Annotated in this window: 15 protein-coding genes; 9 read left to right on the plus strand and 6 right to left on the minus strand. The window is 73.1% G+C overall.

What is annotated here, in order from left to right:
- The first annotated feature begins 13 nt into the window (after positions 1–13).
- The 7 genes from IH45_RS01000000144310 (at position 14) to IH45_RS0132405 (ending at position 12,426) form a co-directional block, all read left to right on the plus strand.
- Complete coding sequence (locus IH45_RS01000000144310) at positions 14–6,571, plus strand: amino acid adenylation domain-containing protein (RefSeq protein WP_032918732.1); 6,558 nt, start codon at positions 14–16, stop codon at positions 6,569–6,571.
- On the plus strand, positions 6,568–6,792 hold the full coding sequence (locus tag IH45_RS0132380; protein ID WP_030676798.1) for an MbtH family protein: 225 nt from the start codon (positions 6,568–6,570) through the stop codon (positions 6,790–6,792). The genes IH45_RS01000000144310 and IH45_RS0132380 overlap by 4 nt, the downstream gene beginning before the upstream one ends.
- A 67-nt stretch (positions 6,793–6,859) precedes the next feature.
- Positions 6,860–8,146, plus strand: coding sequence for a cation:proton antiporter (locus IH45_RS0132385; protein WP_030676799.1), 1,287 nt, complete (start codon positions 6,860–6,862; stop codon positions 8,144–8,146).
- A 48-nt stretch (positions 8,147–8,194) separates the two neighbouring features.
- On the plus strand, positions 8,195–9,727 hold the full coding sequence (locus IH45_RS0132390; protein ID WP_050515335.1) for a tryptophan 7-halogenase: 1,533 nt from the start codon (positions 8,195–8,197) through the stop codon (positions 9,725–9,727).
- Positions 9,728–9,759: 32 nt separating this feature from the next.
- Positions 9,760–10,950 carry a cytochrome P450 gene (locus IH45_RS0132395; protein WP_030676804.1) on the plus strand — a complete coding sequence of 397 codons (1,191 nt, stop codon included), beginning with the start codon at positions 9,760–9,762 and terminating at the stop codon, positions 10,948–10,950.
- 14 nt (positions 10,951–10,964) lie between these two features.
- Positions 10,965–12,179, plus strand: a complete 1,215-nt coding sequence (locus IH45_RS0132400) for a cytochrome P450 (protein WP_030676807.1) — start codon at positions 10,965–10,967, stop codon at positions 12,177–12,179.
- A 25-nt stretch (positions 12,180–12,204) separates the two neighbouring features.
- Positions 12,205–12,426 carry a ferredoxin gene (locus IH45_RS0132405; protein WP_030676809.1) on the plus strand — a complete coding sequence of 74 codons (222 nt, stop codon included), beginning with the start codon at positions 12,205–12,207 and terminating at the stop codon, positions 12,424–12,426.
- Positions 12,427–12,570: 144 nt separating this feature from the next.
- On the opposite strand, the gene IH45_RS0132410 is transcribed toward IH45_RS0132405, so the two are convergent.
- Both IH45_RS0132410 and hppD read right to left on the minus strand, forming a co-directional pair.
- Positions 12,571–13,776 carry an alpha-hydroxy acid oxidase gene (locus IH45_RS0132410; RefSeq protein ID WP_050515336.1) on the minus strand — a complete coding sequence of 402 codons (1,206 nt, stop codon included), beginning with the start codon at positions 13,774–13,776 and terminating at the stop codon, positions 12,571–12,573.
- Entirely contained in the window at positions 13,769–14,866 is a 1,098-nt protein-coding gene (gene hppD / locus IH45_RS0132415) for a 4-hydroxyphenylpyruvate dioxygenase (RefSeq protein ID WP_050515337.1), read from the minus strand. Before hppD ends, IH45_RS0132410 begins: the two co-directional genes overlap by 8 nt.
- A 410-nt stretch (positions 14,867–15,276) precedes the next feature.
- Between hppD and IH45_RS0132420 the strand changes: the two genes are divergently transcribed.
- Complete coding sequence (locus tag IH45_RS0132420; RefSeq protein ID WP_030676815.1) at positions 15,277–16,683, plus strand: aminotransferase-like domain-containing protein; 1,407 nt, start codon at positions 15,277–15,279, stop codon at positions 16,681–16,683.
- A complete protein-coding gene (locus tag IH45_RS01000000144315; protein ID WP_032918733.1) occupies positions 16,680–17,816 on the plus strand; it encodes a prephenate dehydrogenase in 1,137 nt (378 codons plus the stop codon). The genes IH45_RS0132420 and IH45_RS01000000144315 overlap by 4 nt, the downstream gene beginning before the upstream one ends.
- Before the next feature lie 19 nt (positions 17,817–17,835).
- Here the strand turns inward: IH45_RS01000000144315 and IH45_RS0132430 are convergent, their stop codons facing one another.
- The 4 genes from IH45_RS0132430 to IH45_RS0132445 form a co-directional block, all read right to left on the minus strand.
- Positions 17,836–18,753: an RNA polymerase subunit sigma-70 gene (locus IH45_RS0132430; protein ID WP_030676820.1), complete on the minus strand. Its 918-nt coding sequence runs from the start codon at positions 18,751–18,753 to the stop codon at positions 17,836–17,838.
- Between the two features lie 164 nt (positions 18,754–18,917).
- The gene (locus IH45_RS0132435; protein WP_234440763.1) at positions 18,918–19,913 is read right to left on the minus strand and encodes a BtrH N-terminal domain-containing protein; all 996 of its coding nucleotides are present in this window, start codon (positions 19,911–19,913) and stop codon (positions 18,918–18,920) included.
- A gap of 132 nt (positions 19,914–20,045) precedes the next feature.
- Positions 20,046–21,005, minus strand: coding sequence for a GNAT family N-acetyltransferase (locus IH45_RS0132440; protein WP_030676826.1), 960 nt, complete (start codon positions 21,003–21,005; stop codon positions 20,046–20,048).
- Between the two features lie 136 nt (positions 21,006–21,141).
- Positions 21,142–22,593: an amino acid permease gene (locus tag IH45_RS0132445; RefSeq protein WP_030676829.1), complete on the minus strand. Its 1,452-nt coding sequence runs from the start codon at positions 22,591–22,593 to the stop codon at positions 21,142–21,144.
- Positions 22,594–22,835: the final 242 nt, after the last annotated feature.

Raw genomic sequence — 22,835 nt, forward strand, 5'->3', positions numbered from 1 at the left:
TGAGGAGAAAGCGATGACCCGATCCATGGTCGAGGACGTGTGGCCGCTGTCACCACTCCAAGAGGGGCTGCTCTTCCACGCCACCTTCGACGAGGAGGGACCGGACGTCTACACGGTGCAGTCCGCGCACGCCGTCAACGGCCCCTTGGACGCGGGACGGCTGCGCGCGGCGTGGGAGACCCTGGTCGCCCGGCACGCGGCGCTGCGCGCCTGCTTCCGCCGGGTCAGCGGGGCCCGCATGGTGCAGGTCATCGCCCGCGAGGTGGAACTGCCCTGGCAGGAGACCGACCTGACGCACCTCGCGCCGGACGACGCCGAGGCGGAGGCGGAGCGGCTGGCCGACGCTGAGCGCGCCCGCCGCTTCGACCTCGCCGCCGCGCCGCTGCTGCGCGTCCTGCTGATCCGCCTCGGTGACGGCCGGCACCGGATGGTCGTCACCAGCCACCACATCCTCATGGACGGCTGGTCGATGCCGATCGTGCTCGCCGAACTGTCCGCGGCCTACGCGTCCGGCGGCGACGGCAGCGCACTGCCGCCGACCGCCTCGTACCGCGACTACCTGGCCTGGCTGGGCCGCCAGGACAAGGACGCGGCCCGCGAGGCGTGGCGGGCCGAGCTGGCCGGTGCCGAAGAGGCGACGCTGGTCGTCCCGGCGGACCGGACCCGCGCCTCGGTGGTGCCCGAGGACGTCCTGATCGACATCCCCGAAGGCCCCTCCCGCGACCTGGTCGACCTGGCCCGCCGCCACGGGCTGACGCTCAACACGCTCTTCCAGGGCGCCTGGGCGCTGGTCCTCGCCCGGCTCGCCGGCCGCACCGACGTGGTCTTCGGCGCCACCGTCGCGGGCCGCCCGCACGACCTGCCGCACGTGGAGTCCATGGTCGGCCTGTTCATCAACACCCTGCCGGTACGCGTACGGCTCGACGGCGGACAGCCCGCCATCGACCTGCTCACCGGCCTCCAGGAACGCCAGTCGGCGCTGCTCCCGCACCAGCACCTGGGCCTGTCGGAGGTGCAGCAGCTCGCCGGGCCCGGCGCCTCCTTCGACACCCTCGTCGTCTACGAGAGCTTCCCGCGCCCGCCCGCCGCGCCGGACAACCCGCAGGCCCTCACGCTGGAGCCCGCCGGACTCTCCCGCAACGCGGCGCACTACCCCATCACCCTCGGCGTGTTCCCCGGCGACCGCATCAGCCTGCGGCTGTCCGCCCGGCCCGACCTGTTCGGCGAGGCGGCGACCCGGCAGATCGGGCAGCGGGTGGTACGGGTGCTGGCGCAGCTGGTCGCCGACCCCTCGGTGCCGGTGGGCCGCATCGGCGTCCTGGAGGAGCCGGAGCGCGACCTCGTACTGGCCGGGTGGAACGCCACCGCGGCCAAGGCGCCCGGCACCACGGTGCCCGAGCTGATCGCCGGGCAGGCGGCGCAGGTGCCGGGCGCGGTCGCGGTCAGCGACCCGCGGCGCTCCCTGTCGTACGCCGAACTCACCCGCGAGTCGGACCGGCTGGCCGCCTACCTCGCCGGCCGCGGCGTGACGCGCGGCGACCGGGTCGCGGTGCTGATGGACCGCTCGGCGGACCTGCTCGTGACCCTCCTCGCGGTGTGGAAGACCGGCGCCGCGTACGTCCCGGTCGACCCAGGCCACCCGGCCGAGCGGGTCGCCTTCCTGCTGGCCGACTCCGGCCCGTCGGCGGTGGTGTGCACGGCGACCACCCGCGACGCGGTACCGGTCGACGCCGCGGCGGAACTGGTCGTGCTGGACGACGCCCGGGTGCGGGCCGCCGTCGCGGTGGCCCCGGCCGACGCCCTCGTACCCGTACGCGTGGCAGCGGAGGACCTCGCGTACGTGATGTACACCTCGGGCTCCACCGGGCGCCCCAAGGGCGTCGCGGTGCCGCACGGCAGCGTGGCCGGTCTGGTCGGCGACCTGGGCTGGTCGGTGGGCCCGCGCGACGCGGTGCTGATGCACGCGCCGCACGCCTTCGACGCCTCGCTGTTCGAGGTGTGGGTGCCGCTGGCCTCCGGCGGCCGCGTGGTGGTCGCCGCGCCGGGCGCGGTGGACGCGCAGGACATCCGCGCCGCGGTGGCCGCCGGGGTGAGCACGGTGCACCTGACGGCCGGCACGTTCCGTGTGATCGCCGAGGAGTCGCCGGAGTGCCTGCGCGGCCTGCGCGAGGTGCTGACCGGCGGCGACGTGGTGCCCGCCGCCGCCGTCGCGCGGGTGCGCGCGGCCTGCCCGGACACCGCCGTACGCCACCTGTACGGCCCGACCGAGACGACGCTGTGCGCGACCTGGCACCTGACCCGGGCGGGCGAGGCGGTGGCGGACGTGCTGCCGATCGGCCGCCCGCTGTCCAACCGGCAGGTCTACGTCCTGGACGCGTTCCTCCAGCCGGTCCCGGCCGGCACACCGGGCGAACTGTACGTGGCCGGCACCGGGCTGGCCCGCGGCTACCTGGACCGCGCGGGGCCCACCGCGGAACGCTTCGTGGCCTGCCCGTTCGCGCCCGGGGAGCCGATGTACCGCACCGGCGACCTGGTGCGCTGGACGGAGGACGGCGCGCTGCTGTTCGCCGGCCGGGCCGACGCCCAGGTCAAGATCCGCGGATTCCGGGTGGAGCTCGGCGAGGTCGAGGCGGCGCTGGCCGCGCACCCCGGCGTCGGCCAGGCCGTGGTCGCGGCCCGCGAGGACCGCCCCGGCGAACGGCTGCTGGTCGGCTACGTCGTACCGGACGGCCAGGAGGTGGACGCCGACGAGGTCCGCGAGCACGCCGCCAAGGTCCTGCCCGGCTACATGGTGCCGGCCGCGGTGATGGTGATGGGCACGCTGCCCGTGACCGCCAACGGCAAGGTCGACCACAAGGCCCTGCCCGCGCCCGACTTCGCCGAGCGGGTCGCCCGGCGGGCACCGCAGAACGAGACCGAGGAGACCCTGTGCGGCCTCTTCGCCGACGTGCTCAAGCTCGAACAGGTCGGCGCCGACGACGACTTCTTCGAGCTGGGCGGGGAATCCGGCCTGGCGATGCGGCTGATCGGCCGTATCCGGGAGGAGTTCGACGCGGCGCTGAACCTGCGGCAGTTCTTCAGCGCGCCGACCGCGGCGGGCGTGGCCCGCACGCTCGCCACCAAGGCCCGCCCGGTGCTGACCCCGGCCGACCACGACGGCGAGGCGCCCGCCACCGTCACCCAGCTGCGTACGTGGCTGCTGACCCGGCTGCACGACACCGGCGCGGCGTTCCAGTTCCCGGCCGCGCTGCGCCTGACGGGTGGCCTGGACCGGGCGGCCCTGGAGGCGGCGCTCGGCGACGTGGCGGCCCGCCACGAGATCCTGCGGACCACCTTCTCCGGCGCCCGCAACGAACTGCGCCAGCACATCATGGCCGCCACCGACGACGGCGCCCGCCCGCGGCTGCCGGTGACGCGGGCGACCGAGGAGGAACTGCCGGAACTGCTGGCCGCGCACGCCGCCCACGCGTTCGACCTGACACGCGAAGCCCCCTGGGCGCCGCACCTGTTCGCGCTGTCGGACACCGAGCACGTCCTGATGGTCACCGTCCACCGGATCGCCGCCGACGAGCAGTCGCTCGACCCGCTGTTCCGCGACCTGGCGGCGGCCTACGGCGCCCGCTCCGAGGGACGGGCACCAGAACGGGCGCCGCTGGCCCTCCAGTTCGCCGACTACGCCCGCTGGGAACAGGAGCTGCTGCGCGGCGCCGACGAACCGGAAAGCCTGGTCAGCGACCAGCTGAACTACTGGAAGGACACCCTGGCCGACCTGGACGACGAGCCGGTGCTGCCCGCCGACCGGCCGCGGCCCGCGCTGCCCTCCCGGCGCCTGGCGAGCGTGCCGCTGCGCCTGGACGCCGCGGCGCACGCCAAGCTGGCCGAGGCCGCGGAACCCCGCGAGGCCAGCATGTTCATGGTCGTACACGCCGCGCTGGCCCTGCTGCTCACCCGGCTCGGCGGGAGCACCGACATCACCGTCGGCACCGTGCAGCCCCGCCGTGACGAGGACGGTCTCGAAGGGCTGGTGGGCCCGTTCGACGGGCCGCTGCCGCTGCGCACCGACACCTCGGGCGACCCCGGCTTCCTCGAACTGCTGCGCCGCGCCCAGCAGGCGGACCGGAGCGCGCGCGACCACCACGACGTGCCGTTCGAGCGCCTGGTGGACGCGCTGCCCCTGCCGCCCTCCGTGGACCGGCACCCGGTCTTCCAGGTCGGCCTGGACATCGAGGAGGGCAAGGTCGAACTGTGGGACCCGTGGGAGCTGCCCGGCCTGCGCACCGCACGGCAGGACGTGGGCGCCGCCACCGGCGAACTGGACCTGGCGCTGCACCTGACCGAACGCCAGGACGCCGACGGCGGCCCCGACGGCCTCGACGGCAGGCTGAGGTACGCCACCGACCTGTTCGACCAGGACACCGCGCAAGCCATCGCCGACCGGCTGGTCCGCGTACTGGAACAGCTCGCGGACGACCCGGAGCTGCGCCTGAGCCAGGTGGACATCCTGCTGGGCGAGAACGAGTTCCGCCGCCTGGTGGCGGACGGGAACGACACAGCGGCCGAGGTGCCGGACCGTACCGTCGTCGAGCTGCTGGCCGAACAGGCGGCCCGTACCCCCGACGCGGTGGCCGTCATGGACGGCAACGGCGCACTCACCTACGGCGCGCTGGACGCCGCGAGCAGCCTGCTGGCCCGCCGGCTCACCGAGCAGGGAGCCGGGCCCGAGGACGTGGTGGCCGTGGCGGAACCGCTCACCGCCGCATTCCTCGTCGCCCTGACCGGCGCCCTGAAGGCCGGGGCCGCCTGCCGCACGGTGGACTCCAACCGGCCGGTGGAGGAGATCGAGACCGTCCTGCGCGAGACCCGGCCCGCCGTCCTGGTCTGCACGACGGCCACGGCCGGGCAGCTGTCTGCCGAAAGCGCGGTGCCGACGGTGCTGCTGGACGACCCGGTGGCAGCCGTGCCCAACGGGGCCGCCGACCGTACGGCCGGGCTCCGGCCGCCGCTGCCCGCCCACCCCGCCCTGGTGCTCGACGCCATGGCACCGGACGGCGCCGCCGCGGTCATCGACCACCGGACACTGGCCCACCACACGGCGCACCGCGCCCACACCACCCCGGCGGTCCGCGGCACCACGCTGCTGGACACCCGGGCGCCCGTCGCGGCCCTGATCACACCGCTGCTCGCGGCGCTGTGCAACGGAGGCGGCGTACGGCTCGGCGCGCCGGAGGACGTCCGTACGCCCACCGGGCCCGAGGACCCGCAGCTGCTGGTGAGCACCCGCGCGCTGCTGCCCACGCTCGCCGAACTGCCCGACGGGCAGCGGCCGGTGGAGGCCCTGGCGGTGTCGACGGGTACGCCGGAGGCCGACGACGACCTGCTGAAGTGGCACGCCCTGCACCCGGACGTCACCCTGGTCACCGCCCACGGCACCGCCGAGACGGGCGGCCCCTGGCTCGAACTCCGCTCGGCCGCCGGGGAGCCCGCACCGGCGTCGCTGCCTACCGGCCGCCCGGTGGGGAACACCCGCGCGTACGTGCTCGACGAACTGCTGCGGCCGGTGCCGCACGGGGTCGCGGGCGACCTGTACGTGGCGGGCGCGGCGACGGCCCGCGGTTACGCCGGGAGCCCCGCCCGTACCGGCGGACGGTTCGTCGCCAGCCCCTTCGGCCCGCCGGGCGCGCGGATGCTGCGCACCGGCGACCGGGCCCGGCGCACCGGCGACGGCCTGATCGCCCTGGCCGACCCGAGCCGCGAGCGCCCGCGCAGGTCCGCTGCCCGCGGCACCAGCCGGGGCGACCTGGGCGTCCTGCTGCCGCTGCGCTCGCAGGGCAATCGGCCCCCGCTGTTCTGCGTCCACCCCAGCCTGGGCCTGAGCTGGGGCTACCGGGGCCTGCTCCCGCACCTGCCCGCCGACCAGCCGGTCTACGGACTCCAGGCGCGCGGCCTGGCCGGACCGGAGCCGCTGCCGCTGACCATGGACGAGATGGCGGCCGACTACGTCGAGCAGATCCGCAGCGTCCAGCCCGCCGGCCCGTACCACCTGCTGGGCTGGTCCTTCGGCGGCACGGTCGCCTACGCGGTGGCCACCGCGCTGGAGGCCCGCGGCGAGGACGTGGCGCTGCTCGCGCTGCTCGACACCTACCTCGACGGCGACGCCGGCGAGGTCTTCACCGAGACCCCCGCCGCCCGCGAGAGCGAGGACGTGGTCTTCCGCCGCGAACTGGGCGAACAGGGCCCGCAGGGCGGCGAGGGCGGCGGTCTGGACGACCAGCTGCTGGCCAACATCCGGGAGGTGACCATCAACGCGGGCCGGCTCTCGTTCGGCTACACGCCGCCCCGGTTCGGCGGCGACCTGGACATCTTCGTCGCGACCGCCGACCGGCCCGAGAACTCCCAGGCGTGGGATGCCGTCGGCAGCTGGCGGCGCTTCATCGCAGGAACCATCGAGACCCACGACATCGCCACCGACCACTACAGCATGCTCCAGTCCGCGCCCCTGGCACAGATCGGGCGCATCGTCGCAGAAAAGCTCCGGGCCGCGCGGCCGACGGGGGAAAGGAACCCATCATGACCAATCCGTTCGACAACGAGAACGGCACCTTCCTGGTGCTCGTCAACGACGAGGGACAGCATTCGCTCTGGCCCGCCTTCGCGGAAATTCCCGAGGGCTGGACCTCCGTCCACGGCGAGGCCGGACGGCAGGAATGCCTCGACTACATCGACGAGCACTGGACGGATATGCGGCCGAAGAGCCTCATCGCCGAAATGAGCGGGAACGCCGGCGGGTCCTGACACCCGCGCACCACAGCCATGAAGAGGGCGGCCGGGACGCCGGCCGCCCTCGCGGGGGAGGCTTCAAATGAATAGCGAGACGGTGGTGACCGTCGTCATCGGCGACATCGCCCTGATCGTCGTGGTGTCCTGGCTGCTGGGCGCCGCGGCCCGCCGGTGCGGCCAGCCGGCCGTCATCGGCCAGATCGTGGCGGGCATCGCCCTGGGGCCGACCCTGCTGGGCCGGCTCCCCGGCAATCCGACCGCCCACCTGTTCCCGAAGGAAGTGCTGCCCTTCCTGTCGGTGCTGTCCCAGGTCGCCATCGTGCTCTTCATGTTCGTGGCGGGCTACGAGATCGACGCGCGGCAGCTGCGCCGGGGCGGCCGGGCGGCGGCCGTGGTCGCGGTGGCCGCGCTGCTGACACCCGCCGCGCTGAGCGCCGGAGCGGTGGAACTGCTGCCCGGCGCCTTCTCGTCGGTCGACCCGCGGCACGCGAGCGGCCGGTCCTTCCTGTTGTTCATGGTGGTGGCGGTGGCCATCACCGCCCTTCCGGTGCTGGTCGCCATCATCCGTGAGCGCGGCCTCGCGGGCACCCCGGCCGGCACGATCTCGACCACCGCCGCCGGGTTCATGGACGTGGCCGCGTGGCTGGTGCTGGCCGCCGCCCTCGTCGGCACCGGCCACGCGCCGGGGCGGCACTGGGCCCTGACGCTGCTGCTGGTCACCGCGTTCGTGGCGGTCATGTTCCTGGTCGTACGGCCGGTGCTCGGCCGATGGCTGAACCGCTCCAGGGCGCTGACGGCCAACCGGGTCACCATCGCGCTGGCCCTCGCCCTGGGCAGCGCCTGGGTCACCTCGTCGCTCGGCCTGCACCCGGTCTTCGGCGGCCTGCTGGCCGGTCTGGCCATGCCCCGCCGCGACGGGGTGCCGGACGCCGACGTGCTGCGCCCCATGGAGCAGAGCGCCGGCCTGCTGCTGCCGCTGTTCTTCGTCACCACCGGGCTGTCGTTCAACATCGGGTCGCTGAACGGCGATGCCGTCGCGCTGCTCGCGCTGATCGTGGCCGTCGCCACCGCCGGCAAGGTCGTCCCGGCGTACGCGGCGGCGCGGCTGAGCCGGCTGGACCGGCACCAGTCGGCACTGGTGGCCGCGCTGGTCAACACCCGGGGCCTGACGGAACTGATCGTCCTGAACGTGGGACTGGAGGCCGGGATCATCGGACCCGAAATGTTCACCGTCCTGGTCCTCATGGCCCTGATCACCACCTTTATGACCGGGCCGATGCTCTCCCTGATCGGTCGGCGCACTACACCCGGGGCCGCTGTCAAACCGCCTTCCTTGACGGATTCTCAGCGGAAATTAACAATCGAATAGCAGGCGGCAGGATATCTGTGCGCAATGCACGGGTGCGGTCCGCCGGGAATGGGGGAGAGGGCCGTGGCGAATTCAGCGAACGCAGGGAACCCGGCGAACCCGGAGACATTCGACGTGGTGATCGTCGGCGGCGGTCCGGCCGGCTCCACGCTCGGCGCGCTCGTGGCACGGCAGGGACACCGCGTCCTGATACTGGAAAAGGAATTCTTCCCCCGCTACCAGATAGGCGAGTCGCTGCTGCCGTCGACCGTGCACGGGGTGTGCCGGCTGACGGGCGTGGCGGACGACCTGGCGGCGGCGGGGTTCACCCGCAAACGGGGCGGCACCTTCCGGTGGGGCGCGACGCCGGAGCCCTGGACGTTCTCCTTCTCGGTCTCCGAGCACATGGCGGGCCCGACGTCGTACGCGTACCAGGTCGAGCGGTCGAAGTTCGACGAGATCCTGCTGCGCCACGCGGGCCGCTGCGGCGCCGAGGTCCGCGAGGGCTGCGCCGTCGCGGACGTGATCGCGGACGAGGAGCGGGTACGGGGCGTGCGCTACACCGACGCCGACGGTGCCGAACGCGAGGCGCACGGCACCTTCGTGGTCGACGCGTCGGGCAACAAGAGCCGGCTGTTCCAGCGCGTCGGCGGGCAGCGCACCTACTCGGAATTCTTCCGCAGCCTCGCCCTCTTCGGCTACTTCGAGGGCGGCAAGCGGCTCCCGGAGCCCAACTCCGGCAACATCCTCTCGGTCGCCTTCGACAGCGGCTGGTTCTGGTACATCCCGCTGAGCCCCACCCTCACCAGCGTCGGCGCCGTGGTGCGCCGGGAGATGGCGGAGAAGATCCAGGGCGACCAGGAGAAGGCGCTGCGGGCACTGATCGCGGAGTGCCCGCTGATCAGCGAATACCTGGCGAACGCCCGACGGGTCACCACCGGGCAGTACGGGCAGCTGCGGGTGCGCAAGGACTACTCGTACCACCAGACGACGTTCTCCCGGCCCGGAATGCTGCTGGTGGGCGACGCGGCGTGCTTCGTGGACCCGGTGTTCTCCTCCGGCGTGCACCTGGCCACCTACAGTGGACTGCTCGCGGCGCGTAGCATCAACAGTGTCCTGGCGGGACTCGTCGACGAGGCCGTGGCGCTGCGGGAGTTCGAGGCGCGCTACCGGCGGGAGTACAGCGTCTTCTACGAGTTCCTGCTCTCGTTCTACGAGATGCACCACAGCGAGCAGTCCTACTTCTGGCGGGCCAAGAAGGTCACGCACCACAAGCGTTCCGAGATGGAGGCGTTCGTCGACCTGGTCGGCGGGGTCTCCTCGGGCGAGACGGCGCTGACCGACGCCGACGCGATGGCGGAGCGCCTGCGGGCCGACTCCGCGGAGTTCGCCGGCGCGGTCGACCAGCTGGCGCACAGCGAGGACGGCAGCATGCTGCCGCTGTTCAAGTCCTCGGTGGTCAGTCAGGTGACGCGGGAGGGCTCCCAGGTGCAGATGCGCGCGCTGCTCGGCGCGGACGCCGAGCCCGAGACGCCGCTGCTGCCCGGCGGGCTGGTGTCGTCACCGGACGGCATGTTCTGGCTCCCTGCCAGCAGTGGGTGACCACGGACGACGACGAAGAAGAGGATCAGCGGATGCCCGAGACGCCCGAAATCCCCGCGCACTACCGGCGGGACCGCTTCGACCCGGTACCCGAACTGGTCCGGATGGCCAGGGAGACTCCGCTGGTCGAGACCGACGTCACGATCGGTCCTTCCGAGCAGGTGGGCTGGGTGGCCACCGGGCACGCCGAGGTGCGGGCGGTGCTGGCCGACGCGGAACGGTTCAGCACCCGCCCGCCCGCCGACAGCGAGGAGGACGCCGAGAGCCTGGTCCAGGCCGGGAACCTGCTCCAGTACGACCCGCCCGACCACACCCGGCTGCGCAAACTGCTCACGCCGGAGTACACGGTGCGCAAGATGCGCCGGCTGGAGCCCCGCATCGAGGAGATCGTCCAGGACTGCCTGGACACCATGGAGCGCGTCGGCCGCCCGGCCGACCTCGTACGCCACTTCGCCTGGCCGATCCCGGGCCTGGCCAGCTGCGAACTGCTGGGCGTACCCCGGGACGACCAGACGGAACTGGCGCGCTACCTGGACATCACCCGGGACGTGGGCCGCAGCCAGGAACAGCAGCTGGCCGCCGGGAAGGCGTACTGGGCGTACATGGGCCAGCTCGCCGAGCGCCGCCGCCGCAACCCCGGCGACGACATGCTCGGCAGCCTCGTCCGCGAACAGGGCGCGGCCATATCCGACGCGGAACTGGCAGGCATCGGCGCGACGGTGATGGCCGCCGGCTTCGAGCAGGTCGCCAGCATCCTCGGACTCGGCACCCTGCTGCTGCTGGAACACCCCGACCAGCTCGCCCTGTGGCGCGAACACCCCGAACTGACCGACCGCGCGGTCGAGGAGGTGCTGCGCTACCTCACGGTCATCCACACCGCCTCGCCCCGTACGGCACTGGAAGACGTGACCATCGGTGGCCGGACCATCAAGGCCGGGGAGAGCGTGGCCTGTTCACTGCTGGCCGCCAACCGCGTACCGGCTCCCGGCGAGCCCGCGGACCGCTTCGACATCACCCGCGAGCCGGCCACCCACATGGCCTTCGGCCACGGCATCCACCACTGCCTCGGCGCCCCGCTGGCCAGGATGGAACTGCGCATCGCCTTCCCGGCCCTGCTGCGCCGCTTCCCGGACCTGCGGCTCGCCGTACCGCACGAGCGGGTCCGGTTCCGGCCCGCCCGGTCCCGTCAGTACGCCCTGGAATCGTTGCCCGTCGAATGGTAGGAGGAGACGCAGCAATGCCGGACGAGTCCCAGCATCAGTTCGACCACGCCCGCCGGGCGGGCTTCGGCCCGTCGGACGACATCCGCCGGCAGCGCGCCCAGGGCGCCCTCATCAGGGAAGAGGTGGCACCGGCACCCGGAGCCCCGCCCGAACCCATCTGGATGGCCCTCAGCTACGAGGCCGTACGCCAGGTCATGGGCGACCACGTCCGCTTCAGCAACCAGCGCCGGTTCCGCGCCCAGGTCACGCGCGGCGGGAACAAGCACCGCCCGCAGGAGATGTCCGGCCACCTCATGGACTACGACCAGCCCGAGCACACCCGGCTGCGCAAGATGCTCACACCGGAGTTCACCGTCCGCCGCATCCAGCGGCTCAAGCCGGTGACCGAGGCGATCGCGGAACGCTGCCTGGACGCCATGGAACGGGCCGGGCAGCCCGCCGACCTGGTGGACCTGTACGCGAGCCCGATCTCCGGCGCGGTGCTGTGCGAACTGCTCGGCGTGCCCCGCGACGACCGGCGCGAGTTCCTGGTCAAGCACCAGTGGCAGCTGGAGCAGGACCGCGGCCGCAAGGAGCGCGCCGCGGCCCAGGCGTACACCTCCAACTACCTGCGCGCGCTGGTCAAACGGCAGCGCAAGGACCCCGACGAGGGGTTCATCGGCCAGCTCATCCGCGACCACGGCGACAACTTCGACGACGAGGAACTGCTCGGCATCTGCGGCCTGATGGTGCTGGCCGGCCTGGACAACGTCAACGGCATGATCAGCCTCGGCGTGCTGGCCCTCCTGGAACACCCGGACCAGCTCGCCGTACTGCTGGCGGACCCCGAGAACAACGTCGACCGCGTGGTGGACGAACTGCTCCGCTTCCTGTCCGTCGCGCACGCGCCGACCCCGCGCACCGCCGTCGAGGACGTGGTCGTGGCCGGACAGCTGATCAAGGCGGGGGAGGAGGTCGTCTGCTCGATCCCGATGGCCAACCGCGACCCGGTGCTCGCCCCCGACGTCGACCGCTTCGACGTCGAGCGCGAGCCGCTGCCGCACATCGCCTTCGGGCACGGCATCCACCACTGCATCGGCGCAGCGCTCGGCCGGATGGAACTGCGCACCGCCTACCTGGCCCTGTGGCGCCGGTTCCCGGACCTGCGGCTGGCCGTGCCCGCCGCCGAGGTGCCGCACAAGACGAATTCCATCGCGTACGGCCTGGAGCGCCTGCCCGTCGCCTGGTGACGGCGGTTCGAAACGAGGAGGGACGATGGTCGAGGTACGGGTCGACGCGGAGATCTGCGCGGCTTCCGGCATGTGCACGCTGCTGGTGCCCGCGGTCTTCGACCAGTCGGAGGAGGACGGCACGGTGGTGCTCACCGACCCGGCACCGCCCGCGGAACTGGCGGCGAAGGTACGGACGGCGGCCCTGCGGTGCCCGGCCGGCGCGATCGCGGTGCACGAGCTGGAGACGGACGGCTCGGGTACGTAACCGCGCGGCAGGTGGCGCTGCCGGCCGACGGCACCGCGAAAAGCTCCTGGCGGTCCGGGGCCCGGAATCTCCGGAACTTCGACCACCAGGAGCTCTTGTCGTGCCGGGCGTTCCCGGGACCGTGGCGGGACCACGGCCGCGGGGCTACGGTCCGGCGGCGCTTTCGACGGCCGCGGGATCACCGGCCGTCAGGACGGCCCCGGCCCGCTGACCGGCGTCGTCCGCACCGGCCGCGGCTCCGGTCCGTACCGAACGCAGCCGCCGCGCGTCCGCGACCGTGGCGCAGCCCGCGAGCCCCAGCGCGTCGGCCAGCTCGCCGGCCAGCAGGCCGAGCACCCGGCGCACGCCGTCCTCCCCGGCCACGGCCAGGCCCCACACCGGCGGGCGCCCGACCAGCACCCCGGACGCGCCGAGGGCGAGGGCCTTGAGCACGTCCGTACCGGAGCGGACCCCGCTGTCCAGCAGCACCCGGCAGTCGCCGCCGACGGCCCCGGCGATCTCGGGCAGTGCCTCGACGCTCGGCAGGGCACTGTCCAACTGACGACCTCCATGGTTGGACACCACGACGGCGTCCACGCCGAACTCCGCGGCCCGCACCGCGTCCTCCGGCGCCAGCACCCCTTTGAGCAGCAGCGGCAGCCGGGTGCTCGCGCGCAGCTCCGCCACGTGCGACCAGGTCAGCGACGAGGAGAACTCCCGGCCCGTGTGCACGGCCACCGCCGAGGCACCGGCGGTGCGGTGGTGGGCCGCCGAGGCGCCGCCCCCGTCGAGATGGGCGGCCCGTACGTGATCCGGCAGCGTGAACTCGTTGCGTACGTCGCGCAGTCGGCGCCCCATCCACGGGACGTCCACGGTCAGCATCAGCGCCGTACAGCCCGCGTCCTCGGCGCGCCGCGCCAGCTCCAGGGCCCGGCCGGGCTCCCGCAGCCAGTACAGCTGGAACCAGACGTCACCGCCGAGCGCGGTGATCTCCTCCACCGGCACGGTGCTCAGCGTGCTCACCGTGAACGGCACGCCCGCGGCCTTCGCCGCCCGCGCCGCCGCCAGTTCACCCTCGGGGTGCACCAGACCCTGGTAGGCCACCGGGGCGATCGCCACCGGCATCGACACCGGCCGGCCCAGCAGTTCGGTCGCGGTCGAACGATGCGACACGTCGCGCAGCACCCGCGGCCGCAGGAAGATCCGGTCGAACGCCGCCCGGTTGGCGGCGAGGGTGCGCTCGCGCCCGCTGCCGCCCGCCACGAAGTCCCGCACCCCGGCGGGCAGCACCGCGGCGGCGGCCCGCTCCACGTCCTCCAGGGTCAGGAGCTCGGCCGCCGCCGCGTCGCCGCCGGGCGCCGGGTCAGACACGCTGGCCCTTCTTCTCCAGCTCCACGGCCTCGTACAGCGCCTTGATGTTGGAGCTGCCGAACGTCTCCGCGCCCTGCCGCTCGATGATCTCGTAGAAGATCGTGCGGCGCGGGTGGGTGGAGGCGGTGAAGATCTGGAACAGCTGGCCGCCGTGGTCCTGGTCCGCCAGCAGGCTGGTGGACCGCAGATCCTCCAGGCTGTGCTGGCTGAGCTGGATCCGCGCGCCCAGCAGGTCGTAGTAGGCGGACGGGGAGCTGAGGAACTCCACGCCGCGCCCGGTCAGGGTGCGCACCGCGTGCACGGCGTCGTCACAGGAAAACGCGAGATGCTGGACCCCCGCGCCCTGGTGGCTCTTGAGGAAGTCGTCGATCTGCCCCGGGTCGGCCGTGGTGTCCGGCTCGATGAGTGTCAGGGTCACCCGGCCGGTGGGGCTCTGCACGACCTTGGAGTCCATCGCCTGCGCGCCCACGACGATGTGCTCCTCGAAGATCTCCTGGAACCCGAGGGCGCGCCGGTAGTACGCGACGGTCCCGTCGAGGTCGCCGTTGTTCAGGCATACCGCGATGTGGTCCAGTTCGAGCAGCCCCGCCTCGCTGGGCACCGGCTGCCGCGACTGGAGCGTCGCCACGAAGCCGACCGGCAGCCCCGGGCCCTCCTCCGGGCCGCGCTGCACGAGCGTGTGCACCACGTCGCCGAAGCCGCTGACGGTGGCCGTGACGGCCGCGCCGGCGCCGCCGTGCCGGGCCGGCCGGCGCAGCGGCTCGGCACCGTTCGCGACGGCGTGGGCGAAGGCGCCCTCGACGTCGGCGGTGCGCAGCGCGATGTCCGCGACGCCGTCACCGTGGTCGACGACGTAGACCGACGCCGGATGCCGGTCGGAGGTCGCCGTGGTGAGGACGAGGGTGATCGTGCCGTGCCGCAGGGCGATGCTGCGGTGATCGGCGGAGCCGCCGGTGCCGACGACGGTGAACGCGTACTTGTCGACCCACGCGAACGCCGCCGCGTCCAGGTCGGCCACGTACATCTCGATGTAGTCGATCGCCAGGTCGCCGACAGCGGCCGTGGCCGCTGCGGAGTCTGAAACTGTCATGGAGAGTCCCCGTTTTTTGAAGGGTGTGAAGGATTGAAGGATTCGGAGGATCGATCTGGGCATGGCTCATCGAGCCGGCTCGCCTACCGGAGCGGACGGATTACCTGCCGTGGACCCACGCCGACGAACGGCACCGGCCTAATCCGCGGACCTCTTCAGCGAGTTCGCCACTGCCGCCGGACAGCGGAAGGCGAACAATTACGGTGCTGCCAGACATTACACCGGCGCCAGTACCGTCGCAGCTGTCAAGAATTGACGCTCCGCCGGACGGCCGACCCGCCATCACCTTGACCCGTCGCACACCCCGGACGACGATTGCTGTTGATCCGGCCCTGGGGGATGCTGAGGGCGCGCGGCGCGGGCCCGCGGGCCCGCGCGCCGTACCCCTTCCTGACTGACAGAAGGCAGCCATGGAAATCATGCAACCGGAAATCGCCGCCGAGCTGAATACCGCGACCCTGCACGCATCGCTGGCCGATGCCTCGATGGAGTCCATGAATCTTCTGAATCAGATCGCGGACACATATCCGGAAGCGATCTCCTTCGCGGCCGGACGGCCGTACGAAGGGTTTTATGACGCATCCCAGGTGCATCAATATCTCCAGGTCTTCTGCGACCACCTGGGCACCGAGCGGAAGATGACGGAAGCGGAAATCGCGCGGACCCTGTTCCAGTACGGCGAGACCAAAGGGATCATCGCCGGGCTGATCGCGCGGAGCCTGGCCGTGGACGAGGACATCGAGGCCGTGGACGGGTCCGTGGTCGTCACGGTCGGCTGCCAGGAGGCGATGTTCCTCCTGCTGCGCGCGCTGCGCGCCGACAGCCGTGACGCGGTCCTCGCGCCCCGGCCCACCTACGTCGGCCTGACCGGCGCCGCGCTCCTCGCCGACATGCCCGTACTGCCCGTGCACAGCGGGGAGCACGGCATCGACCTGGACGACCTGGTCGCCCAGCTGCGCAGCGCGCGGGCGGCGGGCCGGCGGGTGCGCGCCTGTTACGTGACACCCGACTTCGCCAATCCGGTGGGCGCCAGCATGGACCTGGCCGACCGGCACCGTCTGCTGGAGATCGCCGAGCGCGAGAACCTGCTGCTGCTGGAGGACAACGCGTACGGCGTCTTCCACACCTCCGCCGAACGGCCGCCGACGCTGAAGTCCCTGGACCGCGGCCGCCGCGTCGTCTACCTCGGCTCGTTCGCGAAGACCGGCGTCCCCGGGGCGCGGGTCGGGTACGTGGTCGCCGACCAGCGGGTGACCGGCGGCCCGAACGGCGACGGACTGCTCGCCGACGAACTCTCGAAGATCAAGAGCATGCTCACCGTGAACACCTCGCCGATCGCCCAGGCCGTCATCGGCGGCAAGCTGCTCAGCCACGGATGCAGCATGGTCGAGGCCAACCGCCGGGAGACGGCCGTCTACCGGCGCAACCTCAACCAGGTGCTGGCCGGCCTGGCCCGGCGCTTCGCCGACGTTCCCGGCATCACCTGGAACGAGCCGACCGGCGGCTTCTTCGTGGTGCTCAGCGTGCCGTTCGTCGTCACCGACGACTTCCTGGAGCACGCGGCCCGCAAGCACGGCGTGCTGTTCACCCCGATGCACCATTTCTACGGCGCGTCCGCGCAGTGCCGCCAGCTCCGGCTGTCCATCAGCACCCTGACCCCGGAACGGATCGACAAGGGCCTCGACCGGCTCGCCGCGCTCCTCACCGAACGGCTGCGGGCCAACGGTGGCGCGACGGCCGACGGGGAAGGTGCGGCGGACGGGGCCGCCCCCCCGCCCGCCGCACCGGACGGACCGCGTCCGGGCGGTGCCCGGTGATCCGCACCCTGGCCGTCGTCGGCACCGGGCTGATCGGCACCTCCCTGGCGCTCGCCGCGGCCCGCCAGGGCGTCACGGTCCACCTCCTGGACCGTGACGAGGCCGCCGTACGGACCGCGGCGGCCCTGGGCGCGGGGGTGCCGGGGCCGCCGTCCGAGCCGGTGGACCTGGCCGTGATCGCCGTACCGCCCAGCCAGGTCGCCGCCGTCCTCGCCCAGCAGCAGAGGCAAGGACTGGCCGGCAGCTACACCGACGTGGCCAGCGTGAAAGCCGAACCGGAACGGGCCGTCCTCGCCAAGGCGCCCGACCCGACGCGCTACATCGGCGGCCACCCGCTGGCCGGCCGCGAACGGTCCGGCCCCCTCGCGGCCCGTGTGGACCTCTTCCAGGACCGCGTCTGGGTGCTCACCCCGTCCCGGCTCACCTCGCGCACCGCACTGGACCGCGCGCTGGCCCTGATCGGGCTCTGCGGGGCGGTGCCCCTGGTGATGCAGAGCAGGGCACACGACGACGCGGTGGCGCTGACCTCCCACGTACCGCACGTGGTGGCCAGCCTGATGGCGGCCCGGCTGCGCCACGGCACGCCACAGGCGCCGCGGCTGGCCGGCCAGGGACTGCGCGATGTGACCCGGATCGCCGGCGGCGACTCCCGGCTCTGGAGCGACATCCTCCAGGCCAACGCGGGCGCCGTCGCCGGAGTCCTCACCGACCTCCAGGCCGACCTCGGCGAACTCCTCGTCGCCCTGCGCGACCTGGCCGGACCACCCGGGCGGCGCAGCGCGCGGAGCCTGGAAACCCTGGTGGACCTCCTCGACCGGGGCATCTCCGGCCTGGACGAGATCTCCGCCGGCCACCCGGGCCACCCGCCGCGCTCCGCGTCCGTACGCGTCCGGATCGCCGACCGCCCCGGCGAGCTCTCCCGCCTCCTGCGCGCCACCGCGGAACTGGGCATCGGCCCCGAGGATGCCGAAGTACGCCCCGGCGCCGAGCCGCGCGACGACCTGACGGTCCGCCTCGCCGTACCCGCCGCCGTCGCCGGACCCCTGCTCGCCCGCGTCACCGCCGAAGGCTGGGACGCGCAGGACGACGGCCACGCGGCACCCGCGGCGGGCGTGCCGTCGGGCACGGCGTGAGCGGCGGCGGTATCCGCCCTCACAGCGCGGGCGGCAGTCCCATGACGGCGAAGAGGTCCGGGCCGAACACGGTGATCCCGGCGATACGGCCGCCCTCGACGCGGAGGACCTCCAGGCCGTGGGCGTGGTGTACGCGCCCGTCCGGCCCGCGGGCGTACAGGGCGACGGCGGGCTGACGGTTCATGCGGGTGGGAAGGCGGCGGCAGCCCGGTGGGTCGGGGCGGCGGGCGGTACGGGCCTCTTCACGCAGTACGGTGGCGAGCGCGGCGGTGTCGTCCCGCTCCAACGCGTCGGTGTAGAGACGCAGTACGGCGCAGTCGTCGCGAACCGGGGCCCCGGGCCCTTCCGGGCGCGGCAGGTGCCTGCCGACCGCCGGCCGGGCCCGCTGCAACGCACTGTTCACGGCCGCGACGCTGGCGCCGAGCGCCGCGGCCGTCTCGCGCGCCGGCCACCCCAGCACCTCCCGCAGGACGAACACGGCCCGCTGCCGCGGCGGCAGCAACTGCAGCGCCGCCACGAACGCCAGGCTGATCGTTTCCCTGGCCACCACCTCGTCCGACCCCGTCTTCTGGGCCGGGACCTGCTCCAGCAGCGTGTCGGGACACGGCTGGAGCCAGGGCAGCGCGCTCGCCGGTACCGGCCCGCCGCCGCGGAGTTCCCGGGGCAGCGACGTACGGGGCGCGGTGGCCAGGAAATCCAGGCACGTATGCGTCGCGACGCGGTACAGCCAGGTACGGAACGTCGCGTGCCCGGCGAAGCTCTCCCGCTCGTGCCACGCCCGTAACAGCGTCTCCGTCACGAGCCGCCCGGACTCCTCGAACGACCCCAGCAGCCGGTAGCAGTGCACCTGCAACTCCGGCCGATAGCGCGCCACCAGCCGCGAGAACGCCGCCGCGTCGTCATCGCCCGCCCCGCCCGCCACCCCTCCGCCATCCATCGCCGCCTCCTGGACCCCACCCGGCCCGTACGTGATCACCTTCCGCCAGCGAGGGTACTGACGATGGTTAACTCCTCACCAATTCGAAGAACTTGAGTCCCCTGGAAAGGAGTTCGAGAGCGGGGTGTTCTGCCCGGGGCCGGGGCCGGGGGCCGGTGCGCGCCCTAGCCGAGGCGGCTCAGCGCCTCCATGGCCTCGCGCTCGATGCGGGCCAGTTCGCCGAGGACCGTTCCGGCCCGTACGAGGGGCTGCGCGTCGCCCGACGTGCCGGCCTCCTCGATCAGCGCCGCCGTCTCCGTCCACAGGGTGGCCGCCTCGGCGTACAGCCGGTGGCCGGTGCGCAGCCGGCCGTCGTCGAGCAGTCCGGCGCACTCGGCGAGGAAGTCGCGGTAGAAGGCGCGGAAGAGGGCGCCCCCGGTGCCGCCCCTCTCCATCAGGAGAGCGGCCTGCGGCAGGTCCCGCCGCGGGGTGTCGGTGCGCCGCAGCCAGGTGGGTACGAGCCCGGCAGCCTTCTCGATGCCCCGGTGGCCCAGGTTGGCGATGGGCGGGTGGAGGAAGGCCTCGGCGCAGGCCGTGATGGCTGGGACGAGCTGCTGGTGGAGGGCGGGCCGGCGCTCCGGAGCCGTGAGGGTGAAGGACCGGTGCCGGGCGGTCATCGGGCCGCGGGCGGCCCGGGCCCTGGCGAGACCGTCCAGGCCGGTGGTGACGGTGCCGCCCTGCTGCTCGGTGTCCACGAGGTACGCGGCGTGGTCGTCGTATCCGTACAGCGCGACGACATGGCCGCCGAAGTGCACCTTCGACCCGAAGTAGTCCAGGTGGTAGCTGTCGAGCTGGAGCCCGACGGGGCGTCCCGCGCCGAGGGGGGCCGTCACGTGCTCCCACGCCTTGCGGGGCGAGGTGGTTTCCCGGACCTGGAGGTCCAGGCCGAGCCGGGCGGCCAGGTTCCTGGTGAGCTCGAAGGGCCTGACCCGCCCGCCGAGGAAGGGGAAGTCCAGGTTCTTGCCGTCCCAGTAGATGAAGGACAGGCCGGAGCCGAGGCCGAAGAGCATGGGTTCGGACAGGTCGATTCCCTCGTGCCGCAGCAGGACGCCCAGGGCCGCCGTCTCGCAGTGCCGCGCACCGCGTGCTTCGACGCCTCTCACCATGTTCGACGGGTGCATGCTGGCTCTCCTCGACGGGTGCGGCCGGTCGGTCGTGTCCTCAGTCTCTCCCGCCCGACCGGGCCCCGGACCACCGGCACGGGGGCGGTGACCCCGCCCGGTCACCGCCCCCGTGCGCGGGTCGTCCGTCCGTCAGCCCAGTTCCAGGCTGGTTACGGCGTAACCCCGCTCGGGCCGGGCCGGCGGGACGGGGCCCGTGTACATGCGCATCGTGTGCGAGTCCGGCTCCAGTCCGCGGGAGAGGGCCAGGGACCGCGCGCTGTGGTGCGGGTCGGGGATGTCGATGTGCACCTCGTCCTCGGGGCCGAGGTGCGACGCGAGGGCGTCGAAGATCGCCTCGGCGCCGCGTGACGTGTCGGCGAACAGGGGGCCGAGGCGGTAGCCGTCCTGGGCCGCCCGCAGCACGCCGTACCCGGCCACCCGGCCGTCCCGCACCTGCGCGTACGCGTGGTGGCCCGGGGCCGTCAGCCAGCGCGAGAGGAACGCGCGCCGCTCGGCCGGGAAGCACTGCCGGTCGTAGTCGGCGATCTCGTCGAGGTGGCCGGCGGTGACGGGCACGACCGGCACCGCGGGCGTGCCGGGGCGCACGGGACGGCCCCGGTAGCGGGTGGTGCGGTACGCGGTGGTGAAACCGGAGCGCCGGTACGTGGCCTCCTGGGCCGGGACCGCGTCCAGCCCGATCGTGCGGTCCCCGGCGTGCGCCACGGCGGCGCGCCACGTGGCCAGCCCCAGCCCGCGGCCGCGGAAGTCCGGGTGCACCAGGTAGTAGCCCAGGAACGCGTACCCGGGCGAGTAGTTGACGACGGACACCGAGGAGACCAGCTGCCCGTCCAGGTGGCCGACGAAGAAGCCCCCGGGGTCGGTGGGGTGGAAGCAGTCCACGTCGGCGCGGCCAGGGTTCCAGCTCTCCGCGGCGGCCCAGGCGGCCACCTCGCGCCACTCGTCGAGCGTGGCGGGCCGGACGGTGAGTCCGGCGGGGGCGGCCGGGCTCTCGGTGAGGGTCGCGGTCGCGGTGCCGGGGGCGGGGCCGGTGGAGGCGTCGGCGGCTTCGGTGGGGGCGGGCTGGCGCGGGATCTCGCCGGTGGAGGTCATACCTGGTGCAGTCCTTGGCTGTCGGGCCCCGCCGCCGTGCGGGACGGCGGGGCGAGGGGACGGTCGGCCGGTCCGCCCGGGGACCGGGGCGGCCGGCCTGGTGGGGCCGTTCGGCCCGCACGGCGGTGGCGTGCCGTCAGATCAGGTCCATGGCGGCCACTTCGTCGGGGCGGCCGTAGCTGACCGGTCCCTGGAAGCGCCGCCGTGCGGTGGCGAACCACCACACCGTAGCGATGACGAGCACCACACCCAGCGCGATCGGCGCGTAGTTGAACGTTTCGGCGGTGATCGGCGACGCCTGCGGCAGCATGAACAGCACGCTGCTGATGAGGATCCACGCCACCGCGACCGCCGCGACGAGCTTGCCGTAGCGCCCCAGGTTCCACGGCCCGGGCTGGAAGGTGTCCAGCCGCAGCCGCAGGAAGATCGGCACCGCGTAGGCGAGGAACAGCCCGACGACGTTGACGCTGACGACGGCGGTGAACGCGGTGTGCGACCACCAGCCGGGAATGACCAGCACCAGCGAGCAGGCCGCGGCCAGCCAGACCGCCTTGACGGGGGTGCGGGTGCGCGTGGAGACCGAGTGCCACCAGCGGGAGCCGGGCATCGCGCCGTCCCGCGAGAAGGCGAAGATCTGCCGGGTGTTGCTGGTCATGTTGGCCAGGCCGCAGAACAGCATCGCGCCGATCACGATCAGCAGCAGGAACTTGGCGGTGCCCGCGCCGAGCGCGTCGATGAGGATCTGCACCGGCGGCGCCTCGGCGCCTGCCGCGCCCGCGTAGTCGCGGATCGCGAAGACCAGCGCGAGCATCAGGACCAGACCGGCGACCGCGGAGTAGCCGATGGCGCGCATGATGCCCTTGGGCGCGTTGACGGTGGCCTGCACCGTCTCCTCGGACATATGGAAGCTGCCGTCGAACCCGGTGAACGTCCAGCTCGTGACGAGCAGGCCGAGCAGCGCGCCGTACAGGCCGTTGCTGAACCCGGTGTTGTTGACGAAGTGCGTCACGAACGACGGGGACTGGTGGTGGGAGGGCAGTGCGATCAGCGCTGCGACGATCACCACCAGGCCGATCAGCAGCCACCACACGGAGATCCGGTTCAGCACCGCGACCAGCTGCACCGTAAAGGTGTTGGCGAGCGCCTGGACGAGCAGGATCGCCGCGGTGATCAGCACCGCCCGCTGCGGGGTGGCCTCGTAGGACGGCCACTGCATGGCGATGAACGCCTGGATGAAGGTGGCCGCCGCGTAGCCGGTCGCGGCCGTACCGCCGACCTGGCCGACGAAGTTCAGCCAGCCCGTGTACCAGGACCAGGCGCCCCGGTGCCGCTTGGCCAGCTTCCCGGCGGAGAAGTACAGCGCCCCGCTGGTCGGGTAGGCGGAGGCGATCTCGGCCATCGAGGCCCCGACGAACAGCACCATGGCGGCCACGGCTATCCAGCCGAAGACCAGGATCACCGGCCCGCCGGCGTTCATCCCGAACCCGAAGGAGGAGAAGATCCCGGAAATGATGTTGATGATGGTGAAAGAGATCGCGAAATTGTCGAACGCGCGGAATCGCCGGGTCAGTTTCCGCGGATAGCCCATGGCGTGCAGCGTCGCGTCGTCGTCCAGGGTGGCGGGATCCGCGGCGCGGTGGGATCTGCTGCGGGCCGGGGGCGGGGTGTTCTGCACGGAATCGGACACAACCGCAACCTTTCTGGTGGGGACAGGAAGACATCGGCGCGGAGCGTCGATACGCGGTGTCGGCACCTGTCTTCGGGGCGGGCCGGGGCGCACGAAGGCCCCTCCGGCGGGCCCGGGGGGTCGGGGGATCGGGGAGGGTGAGC

This window comes from Streptomyces rimosus subsp. rimosus, assembly GCF_000720725.1.
GTDB lineage: Bacteria > Actinomycetota > Actinomycetes > Streptomycetales > Streptomycetaceae > Streptomyces > Streptomyces rimosus_A.